The organism is Streptomyces sp. NK08204 (assembly GCF_020400585.1).
Classification (GTDB): domain Bacteria; phylum Actinomycetota; class Actinomycetes; order Streptomycetales; family Streptomycetaceae; genus Streptomyces.
In genome coordinates this window covers 399,129-421,936 of the sequence record NZ_JAINVF010000004.1, presented here as the reverse complement: position 1 = coordinate 421,936, position 22,808 = coordinate 399,129, and the positions used below count along the sequence as shown (strand labels likewise).

General features: G+C 69.1%; 18 protein-coding genes and 2 tRNA genes. 4 read left to right on the top strand and 16 right to left on the bottom strand.

Features of this window, described 5'->3' with window-relative positions; genetic code table 11:
- Nucleotides 1-105: 105 nt before the first annotated feature.
- From K7G59_RS09615 to K7G59_RS09570, 10 genes are all read right to left on the bottom strand, one after another.
- Nucleotides 106-1,605: a CYTH and CHAD domain-containing protein gene (locus tag K7G59_RS09615; RefSeq protein WP_225832214.1), complete on the bottom strand. Its 1,500-nt coding sequence runs from the start codon at nt 1,603-1,605 to the stop codon at nt 106-108.
- 125 nt (nt 1,606-1,730) lie between these two features.
- On the bottom strand, nt 1,731-2,927 hold the full coding sequence (rodA, locus tag K7G59_RS09610) for a rod shape-determining protein RodA (protein ID WP_225832212.1): 1,197 nt from the start codon (nt 2,925-2,927) through the stop codon (nt 1,731-1,733).
- Nucleotides 2,924-5,197 carry a penicillin-binding protein 2 gene (gene mrdA / locus K7G59_RS09605; RefSeq protein ID WP_225832209.1) on the bottom strand — a complete coding sequence of 758 codons (2,274 nt, stop codon included), beginning with the start codon at nt 5,195-5,197 and terminating at the stop codon, nt 2,924-2,926. The genes rodA and mrdA overlap by 4 nt, the downstream gene beginning before the upstream one ends.
- 167 nt (nt 5,198-5,364) lie before the next feature.
- Nucleotides 5,365-6,042, bottom strand: coding sequence for a rod shape-determining protein MreD (gene mreD / locus K7G59_RS09600; protein WP_225832206.1), 678 nt, complete (start codon nt 6,040-6,042; stop codon nt 5,365-5,367).
- A gap of 14 nt (nt 6,043-6,056) precedes the next feature.
- Nucleotides 6,057-6,995, bottom strand: a complete 939-nt coding sequence (gene mreC / locus K7G59_RS09595; RefSeq protein ID WP_225832204.1) for a rod shape-determining protein MreC — start codon at nt 6,993-6,995, stop codon at nt 6,057-6,059.
- Nucleotides 6,996-7,191: 196 nt separating this feature from the next.
- Nucleotides 7,192-8,211: a rod shape-determining protein gene (locus tag K7G59_RS09590; protein ID WP_225832279.1), complete on the bottom strand. Its 1,020-nt coding sequence runs from the start codon at nt 8,209-8,211 to the stop codon at nt 7,192-7,194.
- A 326-nt stretch (nt 8,212-8,537) separates the two neighbouring features.
- Nucleotides 8,538-8,951 carry a nucleoside-diphosphate kinase gene (gene ndk, locus K7G59_RS09585; RefSeq protein WP_225832202.1) on the bottom strand — a complete coding sequence of 138 codons (414 nt, stop codon included), beginning with the start codon at nt 8,949-8,951 and terminating at the stop codon, nt 8,538-8,540.
- A gap of 63 nt (nt 8,952-9,014) precedes the next feature.
- Nucleotides 9,015-9,374: a DUF4233 domain-containing protein gene (locus tag K7G59_RS09580; RefSeq protein ID WP_225832177.1), complete on the bottom strand. Its 360-nt coding sequence runs from the start codon at nt 9,372-9,374 to the stop codon at nt 9,015-9,017.
- Nucleotides 9,375-9,384: 10 nt separating this feature from the next.
- Nucleotides 9,385-10,896, bottom strand: coding sequence for a folylpolyglutamate synthase/dihydrofolate synthase family protein (locus K7G59_RS09575; RefSeq protein ID WP_225832175.1), 1,512 nt, complete (start codon nt 10,894-10,896; stop codon nt 9,385-9,387).
- A gap of 126 nt (nt 10,897-11,022) precedes the next feature.
- The gene (locus K7G59_RS09570; protein WP_225832173.1) at nt 11,023-13,674 is read right to left on the bottom strand and encodes a valine--tRNA ligase; all 2,652 of its coding nucleotides are present in this window, start codon (nt 13,672-13,674) and stop codon (nt 11,023-11,025) included.
- Nucleotides 13,675-13,811: 137 nt separating this feature from the next.
- Between K7G59_RS09570 and K7G59_RS09565 the strand changes: the two genes are divergently transcribed.
- Nucleotides 13,812-14,789 (top strand): hypothetical protein, encoded by a 978-nt coding sequence (locus tag K7G59_RS09565; RefSeq protein ID WP_225832171.1) that lies wholly within the window; start codon nt 13,812-13,814, stop codon nt 14,787-14,789.
- Between the two features lie 132 nt (nt 14,790-14,921).
- Here K7G59_RS09565 and clpX read toward each other — a convergent pair whose 3' ends face one another.
- The 5 genes from clpX to K7G59_RS09540 all read right to left on the bottom strand — a co-directional run bounded on the left by clpX (nt 14,922) and on the right by K7G59_RS09540 (nt 19,652).
- A complete protein-coding gene (clpX, locus tag K7G59_RS09560; protein ID WP_225832170.1) occupies nt 14,922-16,208 on the bottom strand; it encodes an ATP-dependent Clp protease ATP-binding subunit ClpX in 1,287 nt (428 codons plus the stop codon).
- Between the two features lie 170 nt (nt 16,209-16,378).
- Nucleotides 16,379-17,044 carry an ATP-dependent Clp protease proteolytic subunit gene (locus K7G59_RS09555; RefSeq protein ID WP_225832168.1) on the bottom strand — a complete coding sequence of 222 codons (666 nt, stop codon included), beginning with the start codon at nt 17,042-17,044 and terminating at the stop codon, nt 16,379-16,381.
- A 70-nt stretch (nt 17,045-17,114) separates the two neighbouring features.
- Nucleotides 17,115-17,720: an ATP-dependent Clp protease proteolytic subunit gene (locus K7G59_RS09550; RefSeq protein ID WP_189984334.1), complete on the bottom strand. Its 606-nt coding sequence runs from the start codon at nt 17,718-17,720 to the stop codon at nt 17,115-17,117.
- A 300-nt stretch (nt 17,721-18,020) separates the two neighbouring features.
- Nucleotides 18,021-19,397, bottom strand: a complete 1,377-nt coding sequence (tig, locus tag K7G59_RS09545) for a trigger factor (protein WP_225832166.1) — start codon at nt 19,395-19,397, stop codon at nt 18,021-18,023.
- A 178-nt stretch (nt 19,398-19,575) separates the two neighbouring features.
- Nucleotides 19,576-19,652, bottom strand: a tRNA-Pro gene (locus K7G59_RS09540).
- Between the two features lie 172 nt (nt 19,653-19,824).
- Between K7G59_RS09540 and K7G59_RS09535 the strand changes: the two genes are divergently transcribed.
- Together K7G59_RS09535 and K7G59_RS09530 are read left to right on the top strand one after the other, a co-directional pair.
- Nucleotides 19,825-19,898, top strand: a tRNA-Gly gene (locus tag K7G59_RS09535).
- 201 nt (nt 19,899-20,099) lie between these two features.
- Nucleotides 20,100-20,582: a DUF4231 domain-containing protein gene (locus tag K7G59_RS09530; RefSeq protein WP_225832164.1), complete on the top strand. Its 483-nt coding sequence runs from the start codon at nt 20,100-20,102 to the stop codon at nt 20,580-20,582.
- A 380-nt stretch (nt 20,583-20,962) separates the two neighbouring features.
- Here K7G59_RS09530 and K7G59_RS09525 read toward each other — a convergent pair whose 3' ends face one another.
- Nucleotides 20,963-21,157 (bottom strand): hypothetical protein, encoded by a 195-nt coding sequence (locus K7G59_RS09525; RefSeq protein ID WP_225832162.1) that lies wholly within the window; start codon nt 21,155-21,157, stop codon nt 20,963-20,965.
- 442 nt (nt 21,158-21,599) lie between these two features.
- Between K7G59_RS09525 and K7G59_RS09520 the strand changes: the two genes are divergently transcribed.
- Nucleotides 21,600-22,808: an acyltransferase family protein gene (locus K7G59_RS09520; protein WP_225832161.1), complete on the top strand. Its 1,209-nt coding sequence runs from the start codon at nt 21,600-21,602 to the stop codon at nt 22,806-22,808.

The following is a 22,808-nucleotide window of genomic DNA, read 5'->3' as shown; positions in this document are numbered from 1 at the left end:
CCATCAAGCCTAACGCGCCCGAGGCCACGCCTGGCACGGCGATCACGGCGCCCCGCGTCGGCGGGGAGCACAGAGAGGTTTTTTTACGGCCGGAGCCCGCGGAAGTCACACCTCGGCACCGCCGCGGACCGAGTCCCACAGCCCCGGCAGTTCCGCCTCGGTCCCGGCCGCCCGTTGTTCCTCCCTGGCGTAGAGCACGCCGTAGGTGAACGTGCTCTCCCCCGCCGCGTGGGCCACCGCCGACAGTTCTCCCAGGGCACGGCGGGCCATGACGCTGTCCTGGTGGTCACCCAGAAGGCTGGTGAGGGCCTTGGTGGAGGCGCTGAGGGCGCGGGCCGGGGAGCCCAGGGCCGGGGTCGCGGCCTCGGCTGCGTAGCGGGTGCGCTTGGCCTTCTTGCGGGCCTCGTGCAGGGCGAGGTCGCGCTCCTTGCCGGGTGGCAGCTCCAGGGCCTGTGCGACCAGGCCGGAGAGCTTCGCCAGGTCCTTGCGGACGGCCTTGGCCAGCACCTTCTGCGGTTTCCGGGCGGCAGCCGGGCGCAGGGGCGGGTCGGCGAGGAGTGCGTCCAGAGAATCCAGGAGGGCGAGGTGGCGGCGGGAGTCGAGGACGCCGGTCACCCTGCCCCGGGCACTGCTGCGGCGGGCGCTCGCCCAGGCGGCCATGCGGTCGTGGACGGGGCCGGTGACGAGGGCGGGCGGGAGACCGTCCAGGGCGGTGGCGAGGCGGTCGCTGAGGACCTCGCGGTCGCGGTCGACGCCCAGCTCCCCCGCGAGCCATTTCAGCTCGGCGGCGACGGGGTCGGTCACGGTGCGGTCGAGGACCTTGCGGAAGGTGCACAGGGTGCTGCGGGCGCGGCGGGTGGCGACGCGCATGCGGTGCACGGAGTCGGGTAGGTCCCGGCGGACGGCGGGGTCGAGGGCGACGAGCGCGTCCCGCTGGGCGCGCAGATAGGCGAGGACGTGGTCGCCGGCGGTCTTCGGCTCCGGGGGCTTCACCGGCTCCGGGCGGGCGGTACCGGTCTGTTCCAGGGCCCGGGCCAGTTTCGACGGTGCTCCGGAGGGGCGAACGCCCGCCTTGCGCAGCCGTTTCTCCACCTTGTCGAGGAAGGCCGGGTCGCCGTCCTGGGCCAGCTCCACCTCGATCTCGGTCCACTGGGCGGCCCCGCCCCCGGCGGTGAGCCGCTCGGCGGTCACGGTGTCGACACTCGCCTCGGCCAGCAGGGTGCCGTGGGCGTCGAGCAGGTGGCGCACATCGCGGGCGGAGCGCAGCCGGACCAGGGGGATCAGCTCGGCGTCGCGGACCCTGGAGCGCACCAGGGCGGCCAGTTCGCCGGGGACGGTGTCGCAGAGCGGGGCCCGGATCTCGTCGCGGACCCCGGGAGCGACCGGAATCTTCAGGTGCCAGCCGGCGTCGGAGCCTCCGGTGCGGCGGCGCAGGGTGAGGGAGGCGGCGGCCAGTCGCTGGTCGGCGGTGTCGTAGTAGACGGCGTCCAGTTCGACCAGGCCCTTGTCGACCACGGCGGCCACTCCCCCGACACCGGTCAGGTCGGGCAGCCCGCTGCCGTCGGATTCGTACTTGCGCTCGATCTCGCGTGTCGCATCCGCCATGCACTGAATCTAGTGGCCGAGGGGCCGATATGGCAGAGGGCGCCCTGGTTGTCCCCGCCGTCCGGGGACCAAGGGCGAGGCCCGGCCGGCCACCGCACGCGACTACGGCCGGACCGTCGCAGGTCCTACGCCGACATGGGTCTCTGCACCTTGATCGACTGCAGCAGCCCCACCGCTATCCACACCGCGAACATGGACGAGCCGCCGTAGGACACGAACGGCAGGGGCAGGCCGGTGACCGGCATGATGCCGAGGGTCATGCCGATGTTCTCGAAGGCCTGGAACGCGAACCAGGCCACGATCCCGGCGGCGACGATCGTGCCGTACAGCTCGGACGAGTCGCGGGCGATGCGGCAGGCGCGCCACAGGATCACGCCGAGCAGGAAGATGATCAGGCCCGCGCCGAGGAAGCCCAGTTCCTCCCCCGCGACCGTGAAGACGAAGTCGGTCTGCTGCTCGGGGACGAACTGGCCGGTGGTCTGCGAGCCGTGGAAGAGGCCTGCGCCGGTCAGTCCGCCGGAGCCGATGGCGATGCGGGCCTGGTTGGTGTTGTAGCCGACGCCGGCCGGGTCGAGGTCCGGGTTGGCGAAGGCCGCGAAGCGGTTGATCTGGTACTGGTCCAGGATGTGCAGCTGCCAGATGGCGATACAGCCGATCACGCCGGCGGTGAGCAGGCCGAAGACCCAGCGGTTGGAGGAGCCGGAGGCGAGCAGCACGCCGAGGATGATGGCCACCATGGCCAGGACCGAGCCGAGGTCCGGCATGAGCAGAAGGATCAGGATGGGGACGGTGGCCAGGCCCAGGGACTGCATCACCGTCCGGTGATCGGGGTACGGCTTGTCGCCCGCGTCCACCCGTGCGGCCAGCAGCATCGCCATGCCCAGGATGATCGCGACCTTGAGGAACTCCGCGGGCTGGACCGAGAAGCCGCCGATGACGATCCAGTTGCGCTGGCCGTTGATCGTGGCGCCGAGCGGGGTGAGGACCACCAGGGACAGCAGGACCGACACGCCGTAGAGGACCGGCACGGCATTGCGCAGGGCGCGGTGGCCGAGCCAGATGGTGCCGATCATCAGGGCGAGGCCGATGCCGAGGTTCAGCAGGTGCCGGACGAGGAAGAAGTACGGGTCGCCCTGGTTGATCTCGGTGCGGTTGCGGGTCGCCGAGTACACCAGCAGGGAGCCGATCAGCGACAGCGCCGTGGCCGCGAGCAGTATCGGCCAGTCGAGGCGGCGGGTCAGCGAGTCACGGGCGAAGATTCTGGTCCAGCCGGCGCGCTCGGGGCCGTACCCGGAGACGGAGAAGCTGTTGGCGCTGGTCATGCGAGCGTCCTCCGGCCGCCTCGGGTGCCCCGGCCACGGGGCCGTCTGCGGGTGTCGCGGTTGCCGCCGGTGCCGGGCGAGGCCGTGGTGGCCGGGGGCTGCTGGTCGTCGGCGGGGTTGGGGCCGTCCTGCTCGGCCTGCTGGGCCTTCTCGTTGTCCTTCGCCGGGTCATCGGTGATCTTGGGGGCGGCGATGGTGCCGTCCGCGCGGACCTTCGGCAGGCTCTTCTCGGGCTCGGGCAGCAGCGCCTTCTTGTTGTCGATGGAGCCATCGCCCTGGACGCCGTAGAGGGCGCTGTAGATGTTGCGCACGGCCTCACCGGAGGCGCCGGAACCCGTACCGGCCTGGGCGATCGTCATGATCACCGTGTAGTCCTTGGAGTAGGTGGCCAGCCAGGAGGTGGTCTGCTTGCCGTAGACCTCGGCGGTACCGGTCTTGGCGTGCAGCGGGATCTTGTCCTGCGGCCAGCCGCCGAACTTCCAGGCGGCCGTACCGCGGGTGATGACGCCTGCGAAGGCGTCGTCCATGCCCTTGAGGGTGGCCTGGCTGACCGGCAGCCTGCCTCTGACCTTGGGCTTGATGGGCGTGATGGTCTTGCCGTCGGCGCTGACGATCGCCTTGCCGATGGTGGGCTGGTACATGGTGCCCCCATTGGCGACGGCGCCGTAGATCACGGCCTCCTGGATCGGCGTGACGAGGGTGTCGCCCTGGCCGATGGAGTAGTTGATCTCGTCACCCTCGCGCATCTTGTTGCCTTCGAGGCAGTTCTCGTAGGCGATCTTCTCGACGTAGGAGCCGTCCTTCTTGCCGGACTTGCACCAGGCGTCCTTGTTGGCCTTCCAGTAGTCGAGCTTCCACTGGCGGTCGGGGACGCGGCCGGTGACCTCGTTGGGCAGGTCGACTCCGGTCTCCCGGCCCAGGCCGAACTGGTGGGCGGTCTTGAAGAAGTAGTCCTTGGGCTGGCCCTTCTTGGGGTTGATGCCGCCGTCCCGCTTCCACTCCCGGTCGGCGAGGCCGTAGAAGACGGTGTCGCAGGAGACCTCCAGGGCGCGGCCGAGGGAGATCGGGCCGAAGTTCTCGCCCTCGAAGTTCTTGAAGACCTGGCCGCCCACCGAGTACGAACTGGTGCACGGGTAGCCGCCGTCCCAGACGTAGCCGGCGTTGACCGCGGCGGCCGTGGAGACCACCTTGAAGGTCGAGCCGGGCGCGGCCTGTCCCTGTATGGCCCGGTTGAGCAGCGGGTAGTCGGAGTTCTTGCCGGTGAGGGCCTTGTAGTCCTTGGCGGAGATGCCGCCGACCCACACGTTCGGGTCGTAGGTCGGCGCCGAGGCCATGGCGACGATCCGGCCGGTCTTGGCCTCCATCACCACGACGGCGCCGGAGTCGGCCTTGTACCTCTCGCCGGTGACCTTGTCGAACTGCTCGCGGGCGACCTTCATCGCCTTGTCCAGCTCGTACTCGGCGACCCGCTGGACGCGGGAGTCGATGCTGGTGACCAGATTGGAACCGGACTCGGCCCGGTCCGCCTTGGCCTTGCCGATGACCCGGCCGAGGTTGTCGACCTCGTAGCGGGTGACGCCGGCCTTGCCACGAAGCTGCTTGTCGTACTGGCGCTCCAGGCCCGAGCGGCCGACCATGTCGGAGCGCAGGTAGGGCGAGTCGGTGTTCTTGGCTTTCTGCAGTTCGTCGTCCGTGACCGGCGAGAGGTAGCCGAGCACCTGGGCGGTGTTGGACTTGCCGGGGCCCGGGTAGCGGCGCACGGCCTCGGGCTCGGCGGTGATGCCGGGGAAGTCCTCGGCGCGCTCACGGATCTGCAGGGCCTGCTTGGGAGTTGCCTTGTCGGTGATCGGGATCGGCTGGTAGGGCGAGCCGTTCCAGCAGGGCTGGGGGGTCTTGGCGTCGCACAGCCGGACCTTCTGCCTGACCTCCTCGGTCTTCATGCCGAGGACACCGGCCAGCTTGGCGAGGACGGTCTTGCCGCCGTCCTGCTGCTTGAGCAGGTCGGTGCGGGAGGCGGAGACCACCAGCCGGGTCTCGTTGTCCGCGAGCGGCACGCCGCGGGCGTCCAGGATGTCGCCGCGGACGGCGGGCTGGACGACCTGCTGGACGTGGTTGCCGGACGCCTCCTTCTGGTACTCGGCGCCCTCCCGGATCTGCAGGTACCACAGCCGGCCGCCGAGCGTGCCGAGGAGGGAGAGGACGAGGATCTGGATCACGACGAGGCGGGTCTGGACCCGTGGGGTCCGCCCGGTCTCGGGAATGTTGGTCACTGCGGCTGTCTCCCCCTCTCAGTACGCGAACGTGTGTACGCGAACCGGATGTGTGCGTACGGATGATGAACGACCGGACCGTGAGCCCGCGTTCCGCGAAAGCCGCCCCGTTCGGGTGAACTCGCCACTGAGCCCCTCGTCGAACACATCGTCGAACTCGCCGTGGCTCACAGCCGCTTGACCCCCTTGATGCGGCCGACCCGGGCCGATCGCGTGCGGGCCTTGGCCTTCAGGGCGCCGAGGCCGCCGCGCTGGGAGCCGATGCGCAGACCGGTGCCGGAGGAGAGCCAGCCGGTGGAGATGTCGGTGCTCTGGGCGGCGGGGCCGGTCTCGGTGAGCGGGTCGTTGTCGACGCGGCGGGCCAGCCACATGAGCGCGGGGACCACGAACGGGGCGAGCAGCAGGTCGTACAGGGCGGCCGAGAACAGCAGGCCGGTCAGGCCGACATGGCGGGCGGCGGTGTCGCCGATGAGGGCGCCGACGCCCAGGTAGAGCAGGGTGGAGCCGATCGCGGCGGCGACCACGACGGCCATCGGGCCGGTCGCCGACCTCAGACGGCCGTTCTCCGGCTTGATGAGTCCGGCGAAGTAGCCGACGACGCACAGCACGAGCGCGTACCGGCCGGCCGCGTGGTCGGCCGGCGGGGCGAGGTCGGCGAGGAGTCCCGCGCCGAAGCCGACGAGGGCGCCGCCGACATGGCCGTACACCATGGCGAGGGCCAGGACGGTGAGCAGCAGCAGGTCGGGCACAGCGCCCGGCAGGTGCAGCCGGGCCAGGACACTCACCTGGATCACCAGGGCGGCGACGACCAGCGCGGAGGCGAGCAGGATCCGGTTGAGGCGCATGAGGTGAAAGGCTCCTACTGCTGCTGGCTGTCGGCGGGTGCGTCGGCCGAGGGGGTGACCGTGACGGTCACCGTCGGCCTCGGGATCGGCTTGGGCTGGGCCGGCAGCACGGTGTCCCGCGGGTCCTTCTTGGGCGCCTGGACGACCACGCCGACGATGTCGAGCTTGGTGAAGCCGACGTACGGCGTGACGTAGAGGGTGCGGGTGAGGCCGCCGCCGGAGGGGTCGACGCGGGAGACCACGCCGACCGGGACGCCGGGCACGAAGGGCTTGTCCGACTGGGAACCGAAGGTGACGAGCCGGTCGCCCTTCTTCACCTCGGCCTTGCCGTTGAGCAGTTCCACGCGCAGCGGGCGGTCGCCCTGCCCGGAGGCGAAGCCGAGTTCGTCGCTGCCCTCCAGGCGGGTGCCGACGGTGAAGTCCGGGTCGTTGGCGAGGAGCACGGTGGAGGTGTCCGGGCCGACGGTGGTGACGCGGCCGACCAGCCCGTCGCCGTTGAGCACGGTCATGTCGCGCTTGATGCCGTCGTTGGCGCCCACGTCGATGGTGACGGTCCAGGAGAAGCCCTGCGCCGACCCTATGGCGATGACCTGGGCGCCCTTGATGCCGTACTGGCCCTCGCCGGCGACCTTCAGCATCTTGTCGAGCTGCTTGAGGCGGCTGCGGTTGCGGTCGTCGCTGCCGAGCTTGGCCTTGAGGGCCGCGTTCTCCTTCTCCAGCGCGGCGAGCCGGTTGTGGCGGCTGCCGGAGTCACGGACGGCGGAGACGGCGTTGCCGACCGGCTCGACCGCCGAGGACAGTCCGTTCTCGATGGGGCCGAACACCGCGGCGGCGGCGTGCCGTGCTCCGTCGACCGGGGAGTTCCGGCCCCCTCGGATGTCCACCGTGATCAGCGCGAACGCGATGGCGATCAGCAGGACCAGGAGCAGCCGGCTCTCTTTCGTGTCCCTCACGTGCGGCGGCCGTGCCCTTCCTCGAGTAGGAATGCGGGGACCCCCGGACGGTGCCGTCTGGCGAAGCACAAACCCAAGGGGCCCATTTTTTGGCAGCTTATGCCTCTATATCAATGTCTGCGTCAGCGTCTGCACCAATGATCCGCCGTACGAGAGGAGAACATCTCGTACGGCGGAACCGACCGACACGTCGATGTCATCGGCGCGGCTGGGCGTCCAGAACCTGCTGGAGCGCCTCGAACTCCTCGACACACTTGCCGGAACCGAGGGCGACGCTGTCCAGCGGGTCCTCGGCGATGTGGATCGGCATGCCGGTCTCCCGCCGCAGACGCTCGTCCAGGCCGCGCAGCAGGGCCCCGCCGCCGGTCAGAACGATTCCTCTGTCCATGACGTCGCCGGACAGCTCGGGCGGGCACTTGTCGAGGGTCGTCTTGACCGCGTCGACGATCGCGTTGACCGGCTCCTCGATCGCCTTGCGGACCTCGGCGGCCGAGATGACGACGGTCTTGGGCAGCCCGGAGACCAGGTCCCGGCCGCGGACTTCGGTGTGCTCGTCGGTGTCGAGGTCGTACGCCGAACCGATCGTGATCTTGATCTGCTCGGCCGTCCGCTCACCCAGCAGAAGGCTGTACTCCTTCTTGATGTACTGGATGATCGCGTTGTCCAGTTCGTCGCCCGCGACGCGGATGGACTGTGCGGTGACGATGCCGCCGAGCGAGATGACCGCGACCTCCGTGGTGCCGCCGCCGATGTCCACCACCATGTTGCCCGTGGCCTCGTGGACCGGCAGGCCGGAGCCGATGGCGGCGGCCATGGGCTCCTCGATGATGTGCACCTGGCGGGCGCCGGCCTGGGTGGACGCCTCGATGACGGCGCGGCGCTCGACGCCCGTGATGCCCGAGGGCACACAGACGACCACGCGCGGCCGGGCGAGGTAGCGCCGCTTGTGGATCTTCAGAATGAAGTAGCGGAGCATCCGTTCGGTGATCTCGAAGTCGGCGATCACGCCGTCCTTCAGCGGACGCACGGCGACGATGTTGCCCGGCGTCCGGCCGATCATCTTCTTCGCTTCGGCACCGACCGCGAGGATGCCACCGGTGTTGGTGTTGATGGCGACGACGGACGGCTCGTTGAGTACGATCCCGCGACCCCTGACGTACACCAGCGTGTTGGCGGTCCCGAGGTCGACAGCCATGTCACGGCCGATGAACGACATTGAGTTCCCCATCAGGATTCGTCTGGCCTTCCCACGAGCTTTTGAGGGCTTTTCAGGTTGGCGAGGTGGGTGCTGTGACGTGAAGGCTCCATCGTAGACGCGCCTGCACGAACACTGCGCGAGGGTCTTCGTCATTGTCAGCAGATGACGCGCCGCCTCGCTTGTGGAGACGGTCCATCGGGGGCACACGTTCCCCCGATCGGCAACGCATATGCCAAGGGACGGCCGAAAAAGCACGGCCGTCCCAGGTCGGGGCCCCCGGGGGAGACCCCATGGAGTTGATACCCCGTCAGATTTTTGCCGGAATGCCAGCCCGGCGCCGCTTCTCAGGCACGGCCCGGGAAGAAGATCTTCACCTCGCGTTCGGCGGACTCCTCGGAGTCGGAGGCGTGGATCAGGTTCTCCCGGACGATCACGCCGAAGTCGCCACGGATGGAGCCCGGGGCGGCGGCGATCGGGTCGGTGGGGCCGGCCAGCTGGCGGACACCCTCGATGACCCGCTCGCCCTCCACGATCAGCGCGACGACCGGGCCCGAGGACATGAAGTCGACCAGCGGCTCGTAGAAGGGCTTGCCGACGTGCTCGGCGTAGTGCTGCTCCAGCGTGGCGCGGTCCAGGGTGCGCAGCTCCAGCGCGGTGATCTGCCAGCCGGACTTGCGCTCGATACGGCTGATGATCTCGCCGGTCAGACCGCGACGGACGGCGTCGGGCTTGAGCAGGACGAGGGTGCGCTGGCTCACGGGGTACTCCTTGTGACTGACGTGTGCGGTGGGACGAGGTTACAGGGCGTGTCCGGGGGGCGGTTACGCAGCGTCAGCCGCGGAGGATTGCTCGGCCTCGGCGGCGAAACGCGCCTTGGCCGCGTCCACCTGTCTGCCGAAGCGCACCGACGCCCACCACAGCCCCGCGAACACCGCCCCGAGGAAGTACATCGTCGGGACGGCCAGACCGGAGGCGATCAGGCCGAGCTGCAGGGCCCAGCCGAGGGCGACGCCGCCCGGCCGGGTCACCATGCCGCACAGCAGCACGCACAACGCCATGGCGATACCGCTGACCAGCCACACGGTGGAGGTCGACAGGTCCGGGTCCTTCATGGCCACCAGACCGGCGAAGCCGATGATGAAGAACTCGCCGATCAGGGTCGATGAGCAGAGCGTACGCACGACGGAATCCTCAGCCCTTTCCCAGAAGCAGGCGGGCCTCGCCCACCGTGATGACCGAGCCGGTGACCAGCACCCCACCGCCCGCGAACTCGCCCTCCTCCTCGGCCAGCGTGATCGCGGCCTCCAGGGCGTCCGGCAGCCGCGGCTCGACCTGGACCCGCTCGTCGCCGAACACCTCGACGGCGATCGCGGCCAGCTCGTCCGCGTCCATGGCGCGGTGGCTCGAGTTCTGCGTGACGACGACCTCGGCGAAGATCGGCTCGAAGGCCTCCAGCACCCCCCGCACGTTCTTGTCGCCGCTGGCGCCGACCACGCCGATCAGCCGGCTGAAGTCGAACGCCTCCTGCACCGCCTCCGCGGTCACCCGCGCGCCCGCCGGGTTGTGCGCGGCGTCCAGGATCACCGTGGGAGAGCGCCGTACGACCTCCATCCGGCCCGGCGAGGAGACGGCCGCGAAGGCCCTGCGGACGGTGTCGATGTCCAGCGGCTCCACGCGCTGCGCGCCGACGCCGAAGAACGCCTCGACGGCGGCGAGCGCCACGGCGGCGTTGTGCGCCTGGTGGGCTCCGTGCAGCGGCAGGTACACCTCGGTGTACTCGCCGCCGAGACCGCGCAGCGTGAGCAGCTGTCCGCCGACGGCGACCTGCCGGGCCACGACCCCGAACTCCAACCCCTCGCGGGCCACGGTCGCATCGACCTCGACCGCCTTCTTCAGCAGCACCTGCGCCGCCTCCACCGGCTGCTGCGCCATGATGACGGTCGCGCCCTGCTTGATGATCCCGGCCTTCTCGGCGGCGATCTGCGCCGTCGTCTCACCGAGCCGGTCGGTGTGGTCGAGGTCGATCGGGGTGACCACGGCGACATCGGCGTCGATCACGTTGGTGGCGTCCCAGGAGCCGCCCATGCCCACCTCGACGACGGCGACGTCCACCGGCGCGTCCGCGAAGGCCGCGTACGCCATGCCGGTGAGCACCTCGAAGAAGGAGAGCCGGTACTCCTGCGCGGCGTCGACCATCTCGACGTACGGCTTGATGTCCTGGTACGTCTCGATGAACCGCTCGGCGGCGACCGGCGCGCCGTCCAGGCTGATGCGCTCGGTGATCGACTGCACGTGCGGGCTGGTGTAGCGGCCCGTGCGCAGCTCGAAGGCGCCGAGCAGGGCCTCGATCATGCGGGCGGTGGAGGTCTTGCCGTTGGTGCCGGTGATGTGGAGGGAGGGGTACGAGCGCTGCGGCTCGCCCAGCACGTCCATCAGCGCGGCGATCCGGCTGACCGACGGCTCCAGCTTGGTCTCGCCCCAGCGGGTGGCCAGCTCCGCCTCCACCTCGCGCAGGGCCTTGTCGACCTCCGGGTCCTCCGGTCGCGCGGGTACGTCGGCCTGCGGCGGGCCGCCCTGGGTGCGCAGGGTGCGGCTGCCGGCCTCGATCACCGCGAGGTCGGGGTCGCGGGTGGTTTCGGCTTCGATGATCTCGTCGAAGCTGTCGAGGGGGTCGGGCTGGTCGTCGTTGCCGTGGTCGCTCACAGGGTCAGTCTACGGAGCGGCGGTGACAGACATGGGCGAAGGCCCCCGGAGCGGAAAGTTCCGGGGGCCTTCGGTTGCCGTCAGGGTGGTTCGCTCACCCGCGCTCGCGGGGTGCCGCCGCGCGGCTCATGCGGCGGGAAGCCGCTCCAGCTGGGTCTGGATGCGGGCGATGTCCTCGTCCGCCTTGGCCAGGCGCGTGCGGATCTTCTCCACCACCTGGTCCGGGGCCTTCGCGAGGAACGCCTCGTTGCCCAGCTTGGCCGTGGCCTGGGCCTTCTCCTTCTCCGCCGCCGCGAGGTCCTTCGCGAGGCGCTTGCGCTCCGCCGCGACGTCGATCGTGCCGGAGAGGTCCAGCGCCACCTCCGCACCCGCCACCGGCAGGGTGGCGGTCGCCGTGAAGGACTCGCCCTCCGGCTGCAGACGCAGCAGCTGGCGGATGGCCGCCTCGTGCGGGGCCAGCGCCGTGCCGTCCAGCGTCAGACGGGCCGGGACGCGCTGGCCGGGCTGCAGGCCCTGGTCGGCGCGGAAGCGGCGGACCTCGGTGATGACGGACTGGAGGGTCTCGATCTCCCGCTCGGCGTCGACGTCACGGAAGCCGCCCGGTGCGTCAGCACCAGGAACAGACACAGCGTCCGGCCAGTCGGCGATGACCACGGACTCGCCGCCCGTCAGCGTGGTCCACAGGGTCTCCGTGACGAACGGGACCACCGGGTGCAGCAGCTTCAGGGTGACGTCCAGGACCTCGCCGAGGACCCGCTTGGAGACCTCGGCCGCCTCGCCGCCCGCCTGGAACGTCGTCTTGGACAGCTCGACGTACCAGTCGAAGACCTCGTCCCACGCGAAGTGGAACAGGGCGTCGGAGAGCTTGGCGAACTGGAAGTCCTCGTAGTACGCGTCGACTTCGGCGACGACCGAGTTCAGCCTCGACAGGATCCAGCGGTCCGTCGCCGACATCGCCGACGGCTCGGGCAGCGGGCCGTCCACCGTCGCGCCGTTCATCAGCGCGAAGCGGGTCGCGTTCCAGATCTTGTTGGCGAAGTTGCGGGAGCCCTGGACCCAGTCCTCGCCGATCGGGACGTCGACGCCCGGGTTGGCGCCGCGGGCGAGGGTGAAGCGCAGGGCGTCGGAGCCGTACTTGTCCATCCAGTCCAGCGGGTTGACCGCGTTGCCGAAGGACTTCGACATCTTCTTGCCGAACTGGTCGCGGACCATGCCGTGCAGGGCGATGGTGTGGAACGGCGGGGTGCCGTCCATCGCGTACAGGCCGAACATCATCATCCGGGCGACCCAGAAGAAGAGGATGTCGTAGCCGGTGACCAGGACGGAGTTCGGGTAGAACTTCGCGAGCGACTCGGTCCGCTCGGGCCAGCCCAGCGTGGAGAAGGGCCACAGGCCGGAGGAGAACCAGGTGTCGAGGACGTCGGTGTCCTGGTGCCAGCCCTCGCCGGTGGGCGGCTGCTCGTCCGGGCCGACGCAGACGACCTCGCCGTTCGGGCCGTACCAGACCGGGATGCGGTGGCCCCACCACAACTGCCGCGAGATGCACCAGTCGTGGAGGTTGTCGACCCAGTCGAAGTACCGCTTCTCCATCTCCTGCGGGTGGATCTTGACGCGTCCGTCACGGACGGCGTCGCCGGCCGCCTTCGCCAGCGGGCCGACCTTGACCCACCACTGCATGGACAGGCGCGGCTCGATGGTGGTCTTGCAGCGCGAGCAGTGGCCGACGGAGTGGACGTAGGGCCGCTTCTCGGCGACGATCCGGCCCTCGGCGCGCAGCGCGGCGACGATGGCGGAGCGGGCCTCCAGGCGGTCCAGGCCCTGGAAGGGGCCGTGGACCGTGATGACGGCGTGCTCGTCCATGACGGTGAGGGACGGCAGGTTGTGGCGCTGGCCGATCTCGAAGTCGTTCGGGTCGTGGGCCGGGGTCACCTTGACGGCACCGGTACCGAACTCGGGGTCGACGTGCGTGTCGGCGACGACCGGGATGGAACGGTCGGTCAGCGGGAGCCTGATGAGCTTGCCGACGAGGTGCTTGTAGCGCTCGTCGTCCGGGTGGACGGCGACGGCGGTGTCGCCGAGCATCGTCTCGGCACGGGTGGTGGCGACGACGATGGTGTCGTCCCCCTCGCCGTACGTCATCGAGACCAGCTCGCCGTCGTCGTCCTGGTACTCGACCTCGATGTCCGAGATGGCCGTCAGACAGCGCGGGCACCAGTTGATGATGCGCTCGGCGCGGTAGATCAGCTCGTCGTCGTAGAGGCGCTTGAAGATGGTCTGGACGGCCTGGGAGAGCCCCTCGTCCATGGTGAAGCGCTCGCGCGACCAGGCGACGCCGTCACCCAGACGGCGCATCTGCCCGCTGATCTGGCCGCCGGACTCGGCCTTCCACTGCCAGACCCGCTCGACGAAGGCCTCGCGGCCCAGGTCGTGCCGGGACTTGCCTTCCTTGCCCAGTTCCCGCTCGACGACGTTCTGCGTGGCGATGCCGGCGTGGTCCATGCCGGGCTGCCACAGCGTCTCGTAGCCCTGCATGCGCTTACGACGGGTCAGCGCGTCGATGAGGGTGTGCTCGAAGGCGTGCCCCAGGTGGAGGCTGCCGGTGACGTTGGGCGGCGGGATGACGATCGTGTACGGCGGCTTGTCGCTCTTCGCGTCCGCCTCGAAGTAACCGCGCTCTACCCAGCGCTCGTACAGCGGCCCCTCTACATCGGCCGGCGCGTACTGGGTCGGCAGTTCGGTGTCGGGCGCGGGTGGCTGCTGCTGAGCGTTCTCGGTCACGGAGCTCAGTTTAGAGGTGTCACGGCGCGGTCCCGAAACGCCTTTGTTCTGTAACGGTGAGGCCCCCGGTGCCGTGCGCCTTCCGGGCTTGGTCCAGGATGTCAGGATCACATAAGCATCTGGAGGGGAACCCAGAAATGAGCTACAACCAGCCGGGCCCGTACGGTGGACCGCCGCCCCAGCAGCCGGGTCCCTACGGCCAGCCGGGGCAGCCGGGTCCGTACGGCCAGCCGGGCCCCTACGGCCAGCAGCCGCAGGCACCCCAGCCCGGCTACGGCTACCCCCAGCAGGCCCCTCCGGCCCCGCAGCCCGGGTACGGCTACCCGCAGCAGGGCGGCATGCCCCCGCAGCCGAACCCGTACGGCCAGCAGGCCCCGTACGGCCAGCAGCCCTACGGCATGGCGCAGCCCCCGGCCCCGGCCGGCGGCAAGAAGAAGACCGGTCTGATCATCGGCGCGGTGGCCGTGGTGGCCGCCGTGGCGGTGGGCGCGGCCTTCCTCCTCGGGAGCGGCAGTGGCAGCGGCGGCGTCGCGGACGACGGGCCGCACAAGCTGACCACGCCGGACAAGGTGATCAGCGCCACCTACTCGAAGTCCACCGACTCGGACTCCTCGGACATCAGCGACTCCGACCGCTCGGACTTCGAGAAGTGGGGGGTGAAGAACCCCACGCAGGTGAGCGCGGGCTACGAGAGCGGTACCGGGCTGACCAAGAAGGGGCTTTCCTTCAGCGGCGTCTACGGGACGATCGACGACCCCGAGGCGGTGGTCGACGCCATGTTCGCCAAGGCCAAGAAGGAGTCCGAGAAGGACCACGGCGACTCCGACACCAAGGGCAAACTGCTCGGCAGCCCCGAGGCCGTCCACCCGTCGGGCTTCTCCAACGGCATCATGAAGTGCCAGGTGGCCCAGATCGACAGCACCAGTTCGTCCCCCGAGGACGCGGGGATGCCGAAGAGCATCAAGATGCCGATCTGCATCTGGGGCGACCACAGCACCATCGCCATCGTCTCGTCGTACAGCGTCGCCTCCCTGGCCTCGGGCGACGGCGGCTCGGTCGACGACGCGGCGGACCTGGCGGCCAAGCTGCGCAACGACGTGCGGGTGAAGAGCTAGTCCGGCCCTCGTCGTCCGGCACGCGGACGGGCAGGCACCCCACGGTGGGGGCCTGCCCGTTTCGTTGCCTGCGTGTCGTTGTCTGCGTGTCGTTGCCGGGACGCCGGTGCCAAGAGGCCGATGCCGGGATGCTCAGGCCGTCTTCTGCTCGCCCGTCCCCCGCCCGCGGGCGTCCCTCGGGATCAGGGTCGGGTTCACGTTCGAGTGAACGACGTCCGCCGTGATGACGACGCGGGCCACGTCCTTGCGGGACGGGACCTCGTACATCACGGACATGAGGACCTCCTCCATGATGGCGCGCAGGCCGCGGGCGCCGGTCTGGCGGAGGATGGCCTGGTCGGCGATGGCCTCCAGGGCCTCGCGCTCGAAGTCCAGCTCCACGCCGTCGAGTTCGAACAGGCGCTGGTACTGCTTGACGAGCGCGTTGCGGGGCTCGACCAGGATCTGCAGGAGCGCTTCGCGGTCGAGGTTGTGGACGCTCGTGATCACCGGCAGACGGCCGATGAACTCGGGGATCATGCCGAACTTGACCAGGTCCTCCGGCATGACGTCCTCGAAGACGTCCTTGGACTCCAGCTCCCGCTTGGAGCGGATCGTGGCACCGAAGCCGATGCCCTTCGCGCCCGCACGCGCCTCGATGATCTTCTCCAGGCCGGCGAAGGCGCCGCCCACGATGAACAGCACGTTCGTCGTGTCGATCTGGATGAACTCCTGGTGGGGGTGCTTGCGTCCGCCCTGCGGCGGGACGGAGGCGGTGGTGCCCTCCAGGATCTTCAGCAGGGCCTGCTGGACGCCCTCGCCGGAGACGTCCCGGGTGATCGACGGGTTCTCGCTCTTGCGGGCCACCTTGTCGATCTCGTCGATGTAGATGATGCCGGTCTCGGCCTTCTTGACGTCGTAGTCGGCGGCCTGGATCAGCTTGAGGAGGATGTTCTCCACGTCCTCGCCGACATAGCCCGCCTCCGTCAGCGCGGTCGCGTCGGCGATGGCGAACGGCACGTTCAGCATGCGCGCGAGGGTCTGCGCGAGGAGGGTCTTGCCGGAGCCCGTCGGGCCGAGCAGGAGGATGTTGGACTTCGCCAACTCGATCGCGTCGTCGCGGCCGTTGGCGCTGCCGTTCTCGCCCGCCTGCACGCGCTTGTAGTGGTTGTAGACGGCGACGGAGAGCGCCTTCTTGGCGGCTTCCTGGCCGACGACGTAGCCCTCGAGGAACTCGTAGATCTCGCGGGGCTTGGGGAGTTCCTCCCAGCGCACCTCGCTGGTCTCGGCCAGCTCTTCCTCGATGATCTCGTTGCAGAGATCGATGCACTCGTCGCAGATGTACACACCGGGCCCTGCGATGAGCTTCTTGACCTGCTTCTGGCTCTTGCCGCAGAACGAGCACTTGAGCAGATCGCCGCCGTCACCGATGCGTGCCACGGTGTGCTTCCCCTTCGCCTGGGAGACGCTCGGACGCTTTCGAGTCCAGCGGCTCCTGGTGCTGCCTTATGTCCGACGGTACCTTGCCGGGCCCCGTGTTCGGGCCCCCCTTGGCACGGTTCACTTTGACGTGGACCGCGCCAAGAGGGGCACAGAGTAGCCGTTCCGGTTCAGCGGACAGCGGCGTTGTTCATCTTCCGGGTGGAGATGATCTGGTCGACGATGCCGTACTGGAGCGCCTCCTCGGCCGTGAGGATCTTGTCGCGCTCGATGTCCTCGCGGACCTTCTCGATCGGCTGCCCGGAGTGCTTGGAGAGCATCTCCTCCAGCTGCGTGCGCATCCGGGTGAACTCGTTGGCGATGATCTCCAGGTCGGAGAGCTGCCCGCGGCCGGTGGAGCCGGCCGGCTGGTGGATCAGCACCCGGGAGTTCGGCAGCGCCATGCGCTTGCCGGGCGTACCGGCGGCGAGCAGGATGGCGGCGGCGGAGGCCGCCTGGCCCATGCACACCGTCTGGATGTCGGGCTTGACGAACTGCATCGTGTCGTAGATCGCCGTCAGGGCGGTCATGTCGCCACCGGGGCTGTTGATGTAGATCGAGATGTCCCGGTCGGGGTCCATCGACTCCAGGCACAGCAGCTGCGCCATGACGTCGTTGGCGGAGGCGTCGTCGATCTGGACGCCCAGGAAGATCACGCGCTCTTCGAAGAGCTTCGCGTACGGGTCGTACTCGCGGATGCCCTGGGAAGTGCGCTCGACGAAGCGCGGAATGACGTAGCGGCTGTCGGGGCGGGGCCCTTCGTACATACCGCTGGCGGCGCCGGGAAAGTTGCTCATGAGGGTGTTCACCGTCCTGGTGGCGTTCTGGGGGCTTGGGTCGTGGCGGTGTCTGGCGTGGCCGGGCCGGTCAGGCACCGGTGCCGCCGCCTCCCGGAACACCCGAGGCGTGCGTGATGATCTCGTCAATGAGACCGTACTCCTTGGCCTCTTCCGGGGTGAACCAGCGGTCGCGGTCGCCGTCGCGGATGATCGTCTCGACCGTCTGGCCGGAGTGGAGCGCGGTCAGCTCGGACATGCGCTTCTTGGTGCGCATGAGGTACTCGGCCTGGATCTTGATGTCCGAGACGGTTCCGCCGAGGCCGGCGGAGCCCTGGTGCATCATGATGTCGGCGTGGGGCAGCGCGAAACGCTTGCCCGCGGCGCCGCCGGTGAGCAGGAACTGACCCATCGAGGCCGCCATGCCCATGGCGATCGTGACGACGTCGTTCGGGATGTACTGCATGGTGTCGTAGATCGCCATGCCGGCCGTCACCGAGCCGCCGGGGCTGTTGATGTAGAGGTAGATGTCCTTGTCGGGATCTGCGGCGAGGAGCAGCAGCTGCGCAGTGATCTTGTTGGCGATGTCGTCGTCGACCTGCTGGCCGAGGAAGATGATCCGCTCGTTGAGCAGCCGGTTGTAGACCTGGTCGCCGAGGCCACCACCGATGGAGGGCTCGCCGGCGGCGGAGGGCATCAGATTCGTCACGTATCCACCTGCTCGTCTTTACGACGGCGCCGGGCCGTCTCACGTCGTCCTGCCGGAGGCTGGCGGGGGCTTTCAGGAGACTCCCCTGCCCCCGTATTCATGGACCCTAACGCTCAGGCCCCTTCGGGGAATCCCGGAGATGGGGGTGTTCGCCGGGGGCGTAGCGGCTCCGGCGGGGCGGGGGCCGTCGTGGGGGCCTCGACGGCCACCACGGGCCGGTATGACAAGCGGGCCCCGGGGGCAGTCCCCCGGGGCCCGACTACGCCGTCAGACGCGCCGTACGGCCGCTCAGGCCTCCGGCTGGTCCTCGGTGGCCTCGGCCGTCTCGGCGGCGGCCTCGGTCTCGTCCTCGTCCTCGTCGTCCAGGTCGATGACCTCGCCGTTGGTGTCCTTCACCGTGGCGGCCTCGACCACGACGGCCAGGGCCTTGCCGCGGGCGACCTCGCCGACCAGGAGCGGCACCTGGCCGCCCTCGACGACGGCCTGGGCGAACTGGTCGGGGGACATGCCGGAGGAGGCAGCGCGCCGCATGAGGTGCTCGGTCAGCTCCTCCTGGTTGACGTTGAGCTGCTCCTTCTTGACCAGCTCGTCCAGGACGAACTGGGTCTTGATGCCCTTGACCGCGGCCTCGCGGGTCTCGGCGTCGAACTCCTCGGCGGTCTTGCCCTGGATCTCCAGGTACTTGTCGAGGGTGAGGCCCATCTGCGCCAGCTGGTGGTGCTCCAGGTTGTGCTTGCGGGTGTTGATCTCGTCCTCGAGCAGCTTCTCGGGGACCGGGACCTCCACCAGCTCCAGCAGCTTCTCCAGGACGCGCTCCTGGGCCTGCGTGGCCTGGTCGAACTGCTTCATGTTCGCCAGCCGCTTGCGGCTGTCGGCCTTCAGCTCGTCCAGGGTGTCGAACTCGGAGGCGAGCTGCGCGAACTCGTCGTCCAGCTCCGGCAGCTCACGCGCGGCGACCTGGGTGACCTTGACGGTGACCTCGGCCTCCTTGCCCGCCGCGGAGCCGCCCTTCAGCTCGGAGGTGAAGGTGGCCTCCTCGTCGGCGGACAGGCCCTTGACGGCGTCGTCGATGCCGTCCAGCAGCTCACCGGAGCCGATGGTGTAGGTGACACCGCTGGCGATGCCGTCCTCGAGGACCTCGCCGTCGACCTTGGCCTGCAGGTCGATGGTGACGACGTCGCCGTCCTCGGCGGCACGCTCGACCGGGGAGGTGGAGGCGAAGCGCTCGCGCAGCTGCTCGACCGACTTCTCGACGTCCTCGTCGGTGACCTCGACGGCGTCGACCTCGACCTCGATGCCGGAGTAGTCCGGGATCTCGAGGGCCGGGCGGACGTCGACCTCGGCGGTGAAGTTCAGCGTCTCGCCGTCCTTCAGCTCGGTGATGTCGACCTCGGGCTGGCCCAGCGGGCTCAGCTCCGCGTCGTTGACCGCCTCGGTGTAGAACTTCGGAAGCGCGTCGTTGACGGCCTCCTCCAGCACCGCGCCACGACCGAACCGCTGGTCAATGACCCGGGCGGGGATCTTGCCCTTGCGGAAGCCCTTCACCGTGACCTGCTGGTTGATCTTCTTGTACGCCGCGTCGAGGCTGTCCTTGAGCTCCTCGAAGGGCACCTCGACAGTGAGCCGAACCCGGGTCGGGTTCAGGGTCTCCACGGCGCTCTTCACGGTTCGGTCTCCTTGTGGCTGACTTCTTGGGTTCTGCCGGAGCCAGACTGGTCCGGCGGATTTCGCCGCCCGGAGGAGTACATAGGCCGAATGGGCCGGGACACACGGGCGCGCAGCTTGCATAGTAACCGCAGCCGGTCAGCGCCCCAAAAGGCGATCATCCGTGCCGTCGAGCCGGTGGTCGGGGTGGCGGGATTTGAACCCACGGCCTTCCGCTCCCAAAGCGGACGCGCTACCAAGCTGCGCCACACCCCGTCTGGTGCGACACGTAGGGTACATGGCTTGGCCGAACAGGGCGGCAGGTTTGTGCAGCACCGCGGGTGAATCCCAGCGCGTGGCGTCCCGCGGTACAAGGCGTTGGCCTCCGCGGCGGGCGACCCGCTACGATGCCTCCAGTGCCGAGGTCACCGACCTGCGGCGCACTGCTGCGGGCGTAGCTCAATGGTAGAGCCCTAGTCTTCCAAACTAGCTACGCGGGTTCGATTCCCGTCGCCCGCTCCATCCGATTCAGGGCCAGGTCAGAGGATCTTTCCTCCGCCTGGCCCTGATCGTTTCGCAGGCCACGATCAGTCCACCGAGCCCCCTGCGCGCCCCTTCGAGCGCCCCCGTCGGCCGGCGGGCGAGGCACTGCGGAACCGGACAGTTGCAGGCCGACGTCTGCCAGGTCGAGCCGCGCGGTGGCGAGGAATCTTTGGGGGCGGAGTGCAGCCGAACAGTGGACCCGGTGTCGGTCTCAGCCCGAGGGAGACGGCCGCACTGCTGCTGGACAAGATCCGGCAAGGCAACGACTACGCCCGTGGCAAGAAGCTGAGGTTCCGCCGAAGCGCTTCGGTGATCAAGATGCTGACGCTGGCGCTGTCCGCCGCGTCCACCGTCATTCTGGGCCTGCAGAACCTGAACACATGGGCGGGTCTGGCCTTTGCGCTGGTGGCCGTGGGGACGTTGCTCGGGGCCCTCGAACCGTTCTTCGACTGGCGCTCCCGGTGGATCCTGATGGAGGAAGCGCAGTACCGGTTCCAGCGTCTTGCCGACGACCTCGAGTACCTGATGGCATCGACGGCCGTCGATGATCTTACGTATGACCAGCTCGGTGAGGTTTTCGAGAGATATCAAAGGGTTTGGGACGACCTGAGTCGCACATGGCTGGAGCACCGCCGGGAACCGACGCCGTCGACCAGCGCATAGCCCGTAGCCGCTGCGGCACCTCAGCCCTCTCGAAGTCCCGCGGCACGGGACACCCCTCGGCTCACGGCCGCGGTGCGGACCGAGCGCATGCCCTGGGGGACGTGGAGGGCGTCGCCGACCAGGACGAGGGGGCGCAGGCCAGGACGGCCGGCCGGTCGGCCCGGGAGGCCGCGTGGTTGTGGACGGCGGACGGCGGAGGCGGAAGCGGAGACGGACCGGGCGGGGTCACCATGCCCGTACCGCCGCTGCCGAGGCGGTCCTCGATCCGGTAGCCGCCCGCGTCCGCCGGGTCCGAGTCGCGCAGCGCCTCCCCGCACGTCCGCCATGGGTTCGGTTGTCCGGCTTCTGGTTGTCCGGCTCCGCCCGTCGACCGCTCCGGGTCAGAATTTGATCGAACCTATGGTGTCGGCCAGCGAGTTCAGGAACCGGTTGATGGTCGGCGCCATGCCGGTCGAGGCGAGGAAGAAGCCGAAGAGGGCCGCGACGACGGCGGGGCCGGTCTTGATGTTCCCGCCTCGGATCAGCACCACGAGGATGATCGCCAACAACAGCACCACAGACACTGAAATGGCCACAACTGATCACGCCCTCGGTCGATCCGCCCCACCGGCCAAGGGGTACGGCCCCGCGCACCCCCGCCAGAACCATCGTGCCACCAACCCGCCCATGGCATGCGCCTCATGACGGAACGTCGGACCGCAGCCCGGTTCGAGCGACCTCCCGCACTGCAATTCGAGAGTGCGGCGATGTGCGGCGGCCGAGCCAATTGCGCGGCTTCGTTTCACCATCCACACATCGCCTTCGCAGCTAATTCAAATAGATTCCACCGACGTGCGATATGCACCAATCAGTCGGGATGAATCGGTATATCAGGGGTGAATGAGCACCCCTCCTGGGCATGCCGTCTCATGAACCAGGGAGGCAAGTTCCGTAATTAACGGGGTACACGAGGCCGATAACCAGGAAAAAACACAGGGGGTTTTACGAAATCCCGCAGACGACGCTAAGGTGCCTCAGATGTTTGACGCCGCCTCTCCCCTCGGCCACCCCCGCAGGCCACTTCCCCCGGCACAGTCGCCGTTGGACGCAGTGCCCGGCCCGCGCACCCCGACGCGTGCGCAGGAGCGCCGGCCGGCGACGGACAGACCCGGTGGGAAGCGCGAGGGCAAACAGCGCGACGCGTTCTTCGACAACGCCAAGTACCTGGCGATCGTGCTCGTCGCGATGGGGCACTTCTGGTCACCGCTGATGAGCCACAGCCGTGTCCTGGAGGGCGTGTACCGGGTCGTGTACACCTTCCACATGCCGGCGTTCATCATCATCTCCGGCTTCTTCTCGCGCAGCTTCGACATGCGTCCGGACCGGCTGAAGCGCCTGCTCACCGGCGTCGCGGTGCCGTACGTCGTCTTCGAGACCGCGTACCAGCTCTTCAAGAACGCCGTCGACCACACCCACGACGACATCAGCCTCCTGGACCCCTGGTACCTGACCTGGTTCCTGGCGGCCCTGTTCGTGTGGCGGCTGACGGCTCCGGTCTGGAGGGTGGTGCGCTGGCCGCTGCCGGTGGCCGTCGGCATCGCCATGCTGGCGAGCGTCACCCCGAGCATCGGCAAGGACCTCGATCTCCAGCGGGTTCTGCAGTTCCTGCCCTACTTCGTGCTCGGCCTGTGCATGAAGCCCGAGCACTTCCGGCTGATGGGCCGCCCCTGGGTGCGGATCGCCGCCGTGCCGGTCGCCGCGGTCGCCCTCGGTTTCGGCTGGTGGTCGGTGCCGCGCTTGGACAGCGGCTGGTTCTACCGCCAGGACTCCGCCCAGGAGCTGGGCGCCCCGTGGTGGTGCGGACCGGTGATGGTGCTCGCGATGCTGGGCTGCACACTGCTGCTGACCGCCTGCTTCTTCGCCTGGGTGCCGCGCCGCAGGACGTGGTTCACGGCGCTGGGCGCGGGCACCCTCTACGGCTATCTGCTGCACGGGTTCCTGGTGAAGTACTCCGACTTCCAGGGCTGGTTCGACCGCCCCGCGCTGCACCGGCCGCTCGGCGAGGCCGCGGTGACCCTCTTCGCCGCAGCCACCATCACACTGTTGTGCACGAAGCCCGTGCAGCGCGTGTTCCGCTTCGTGATGGAGCCGAGGATGGAGTGGGCGTTCCGTCAGGACGCGACGGAGCTGGCCATCGAACGCCGGGGGCAGGAGCGCGAACGCGAGCGCGCGAAGGCCGACGCGTAG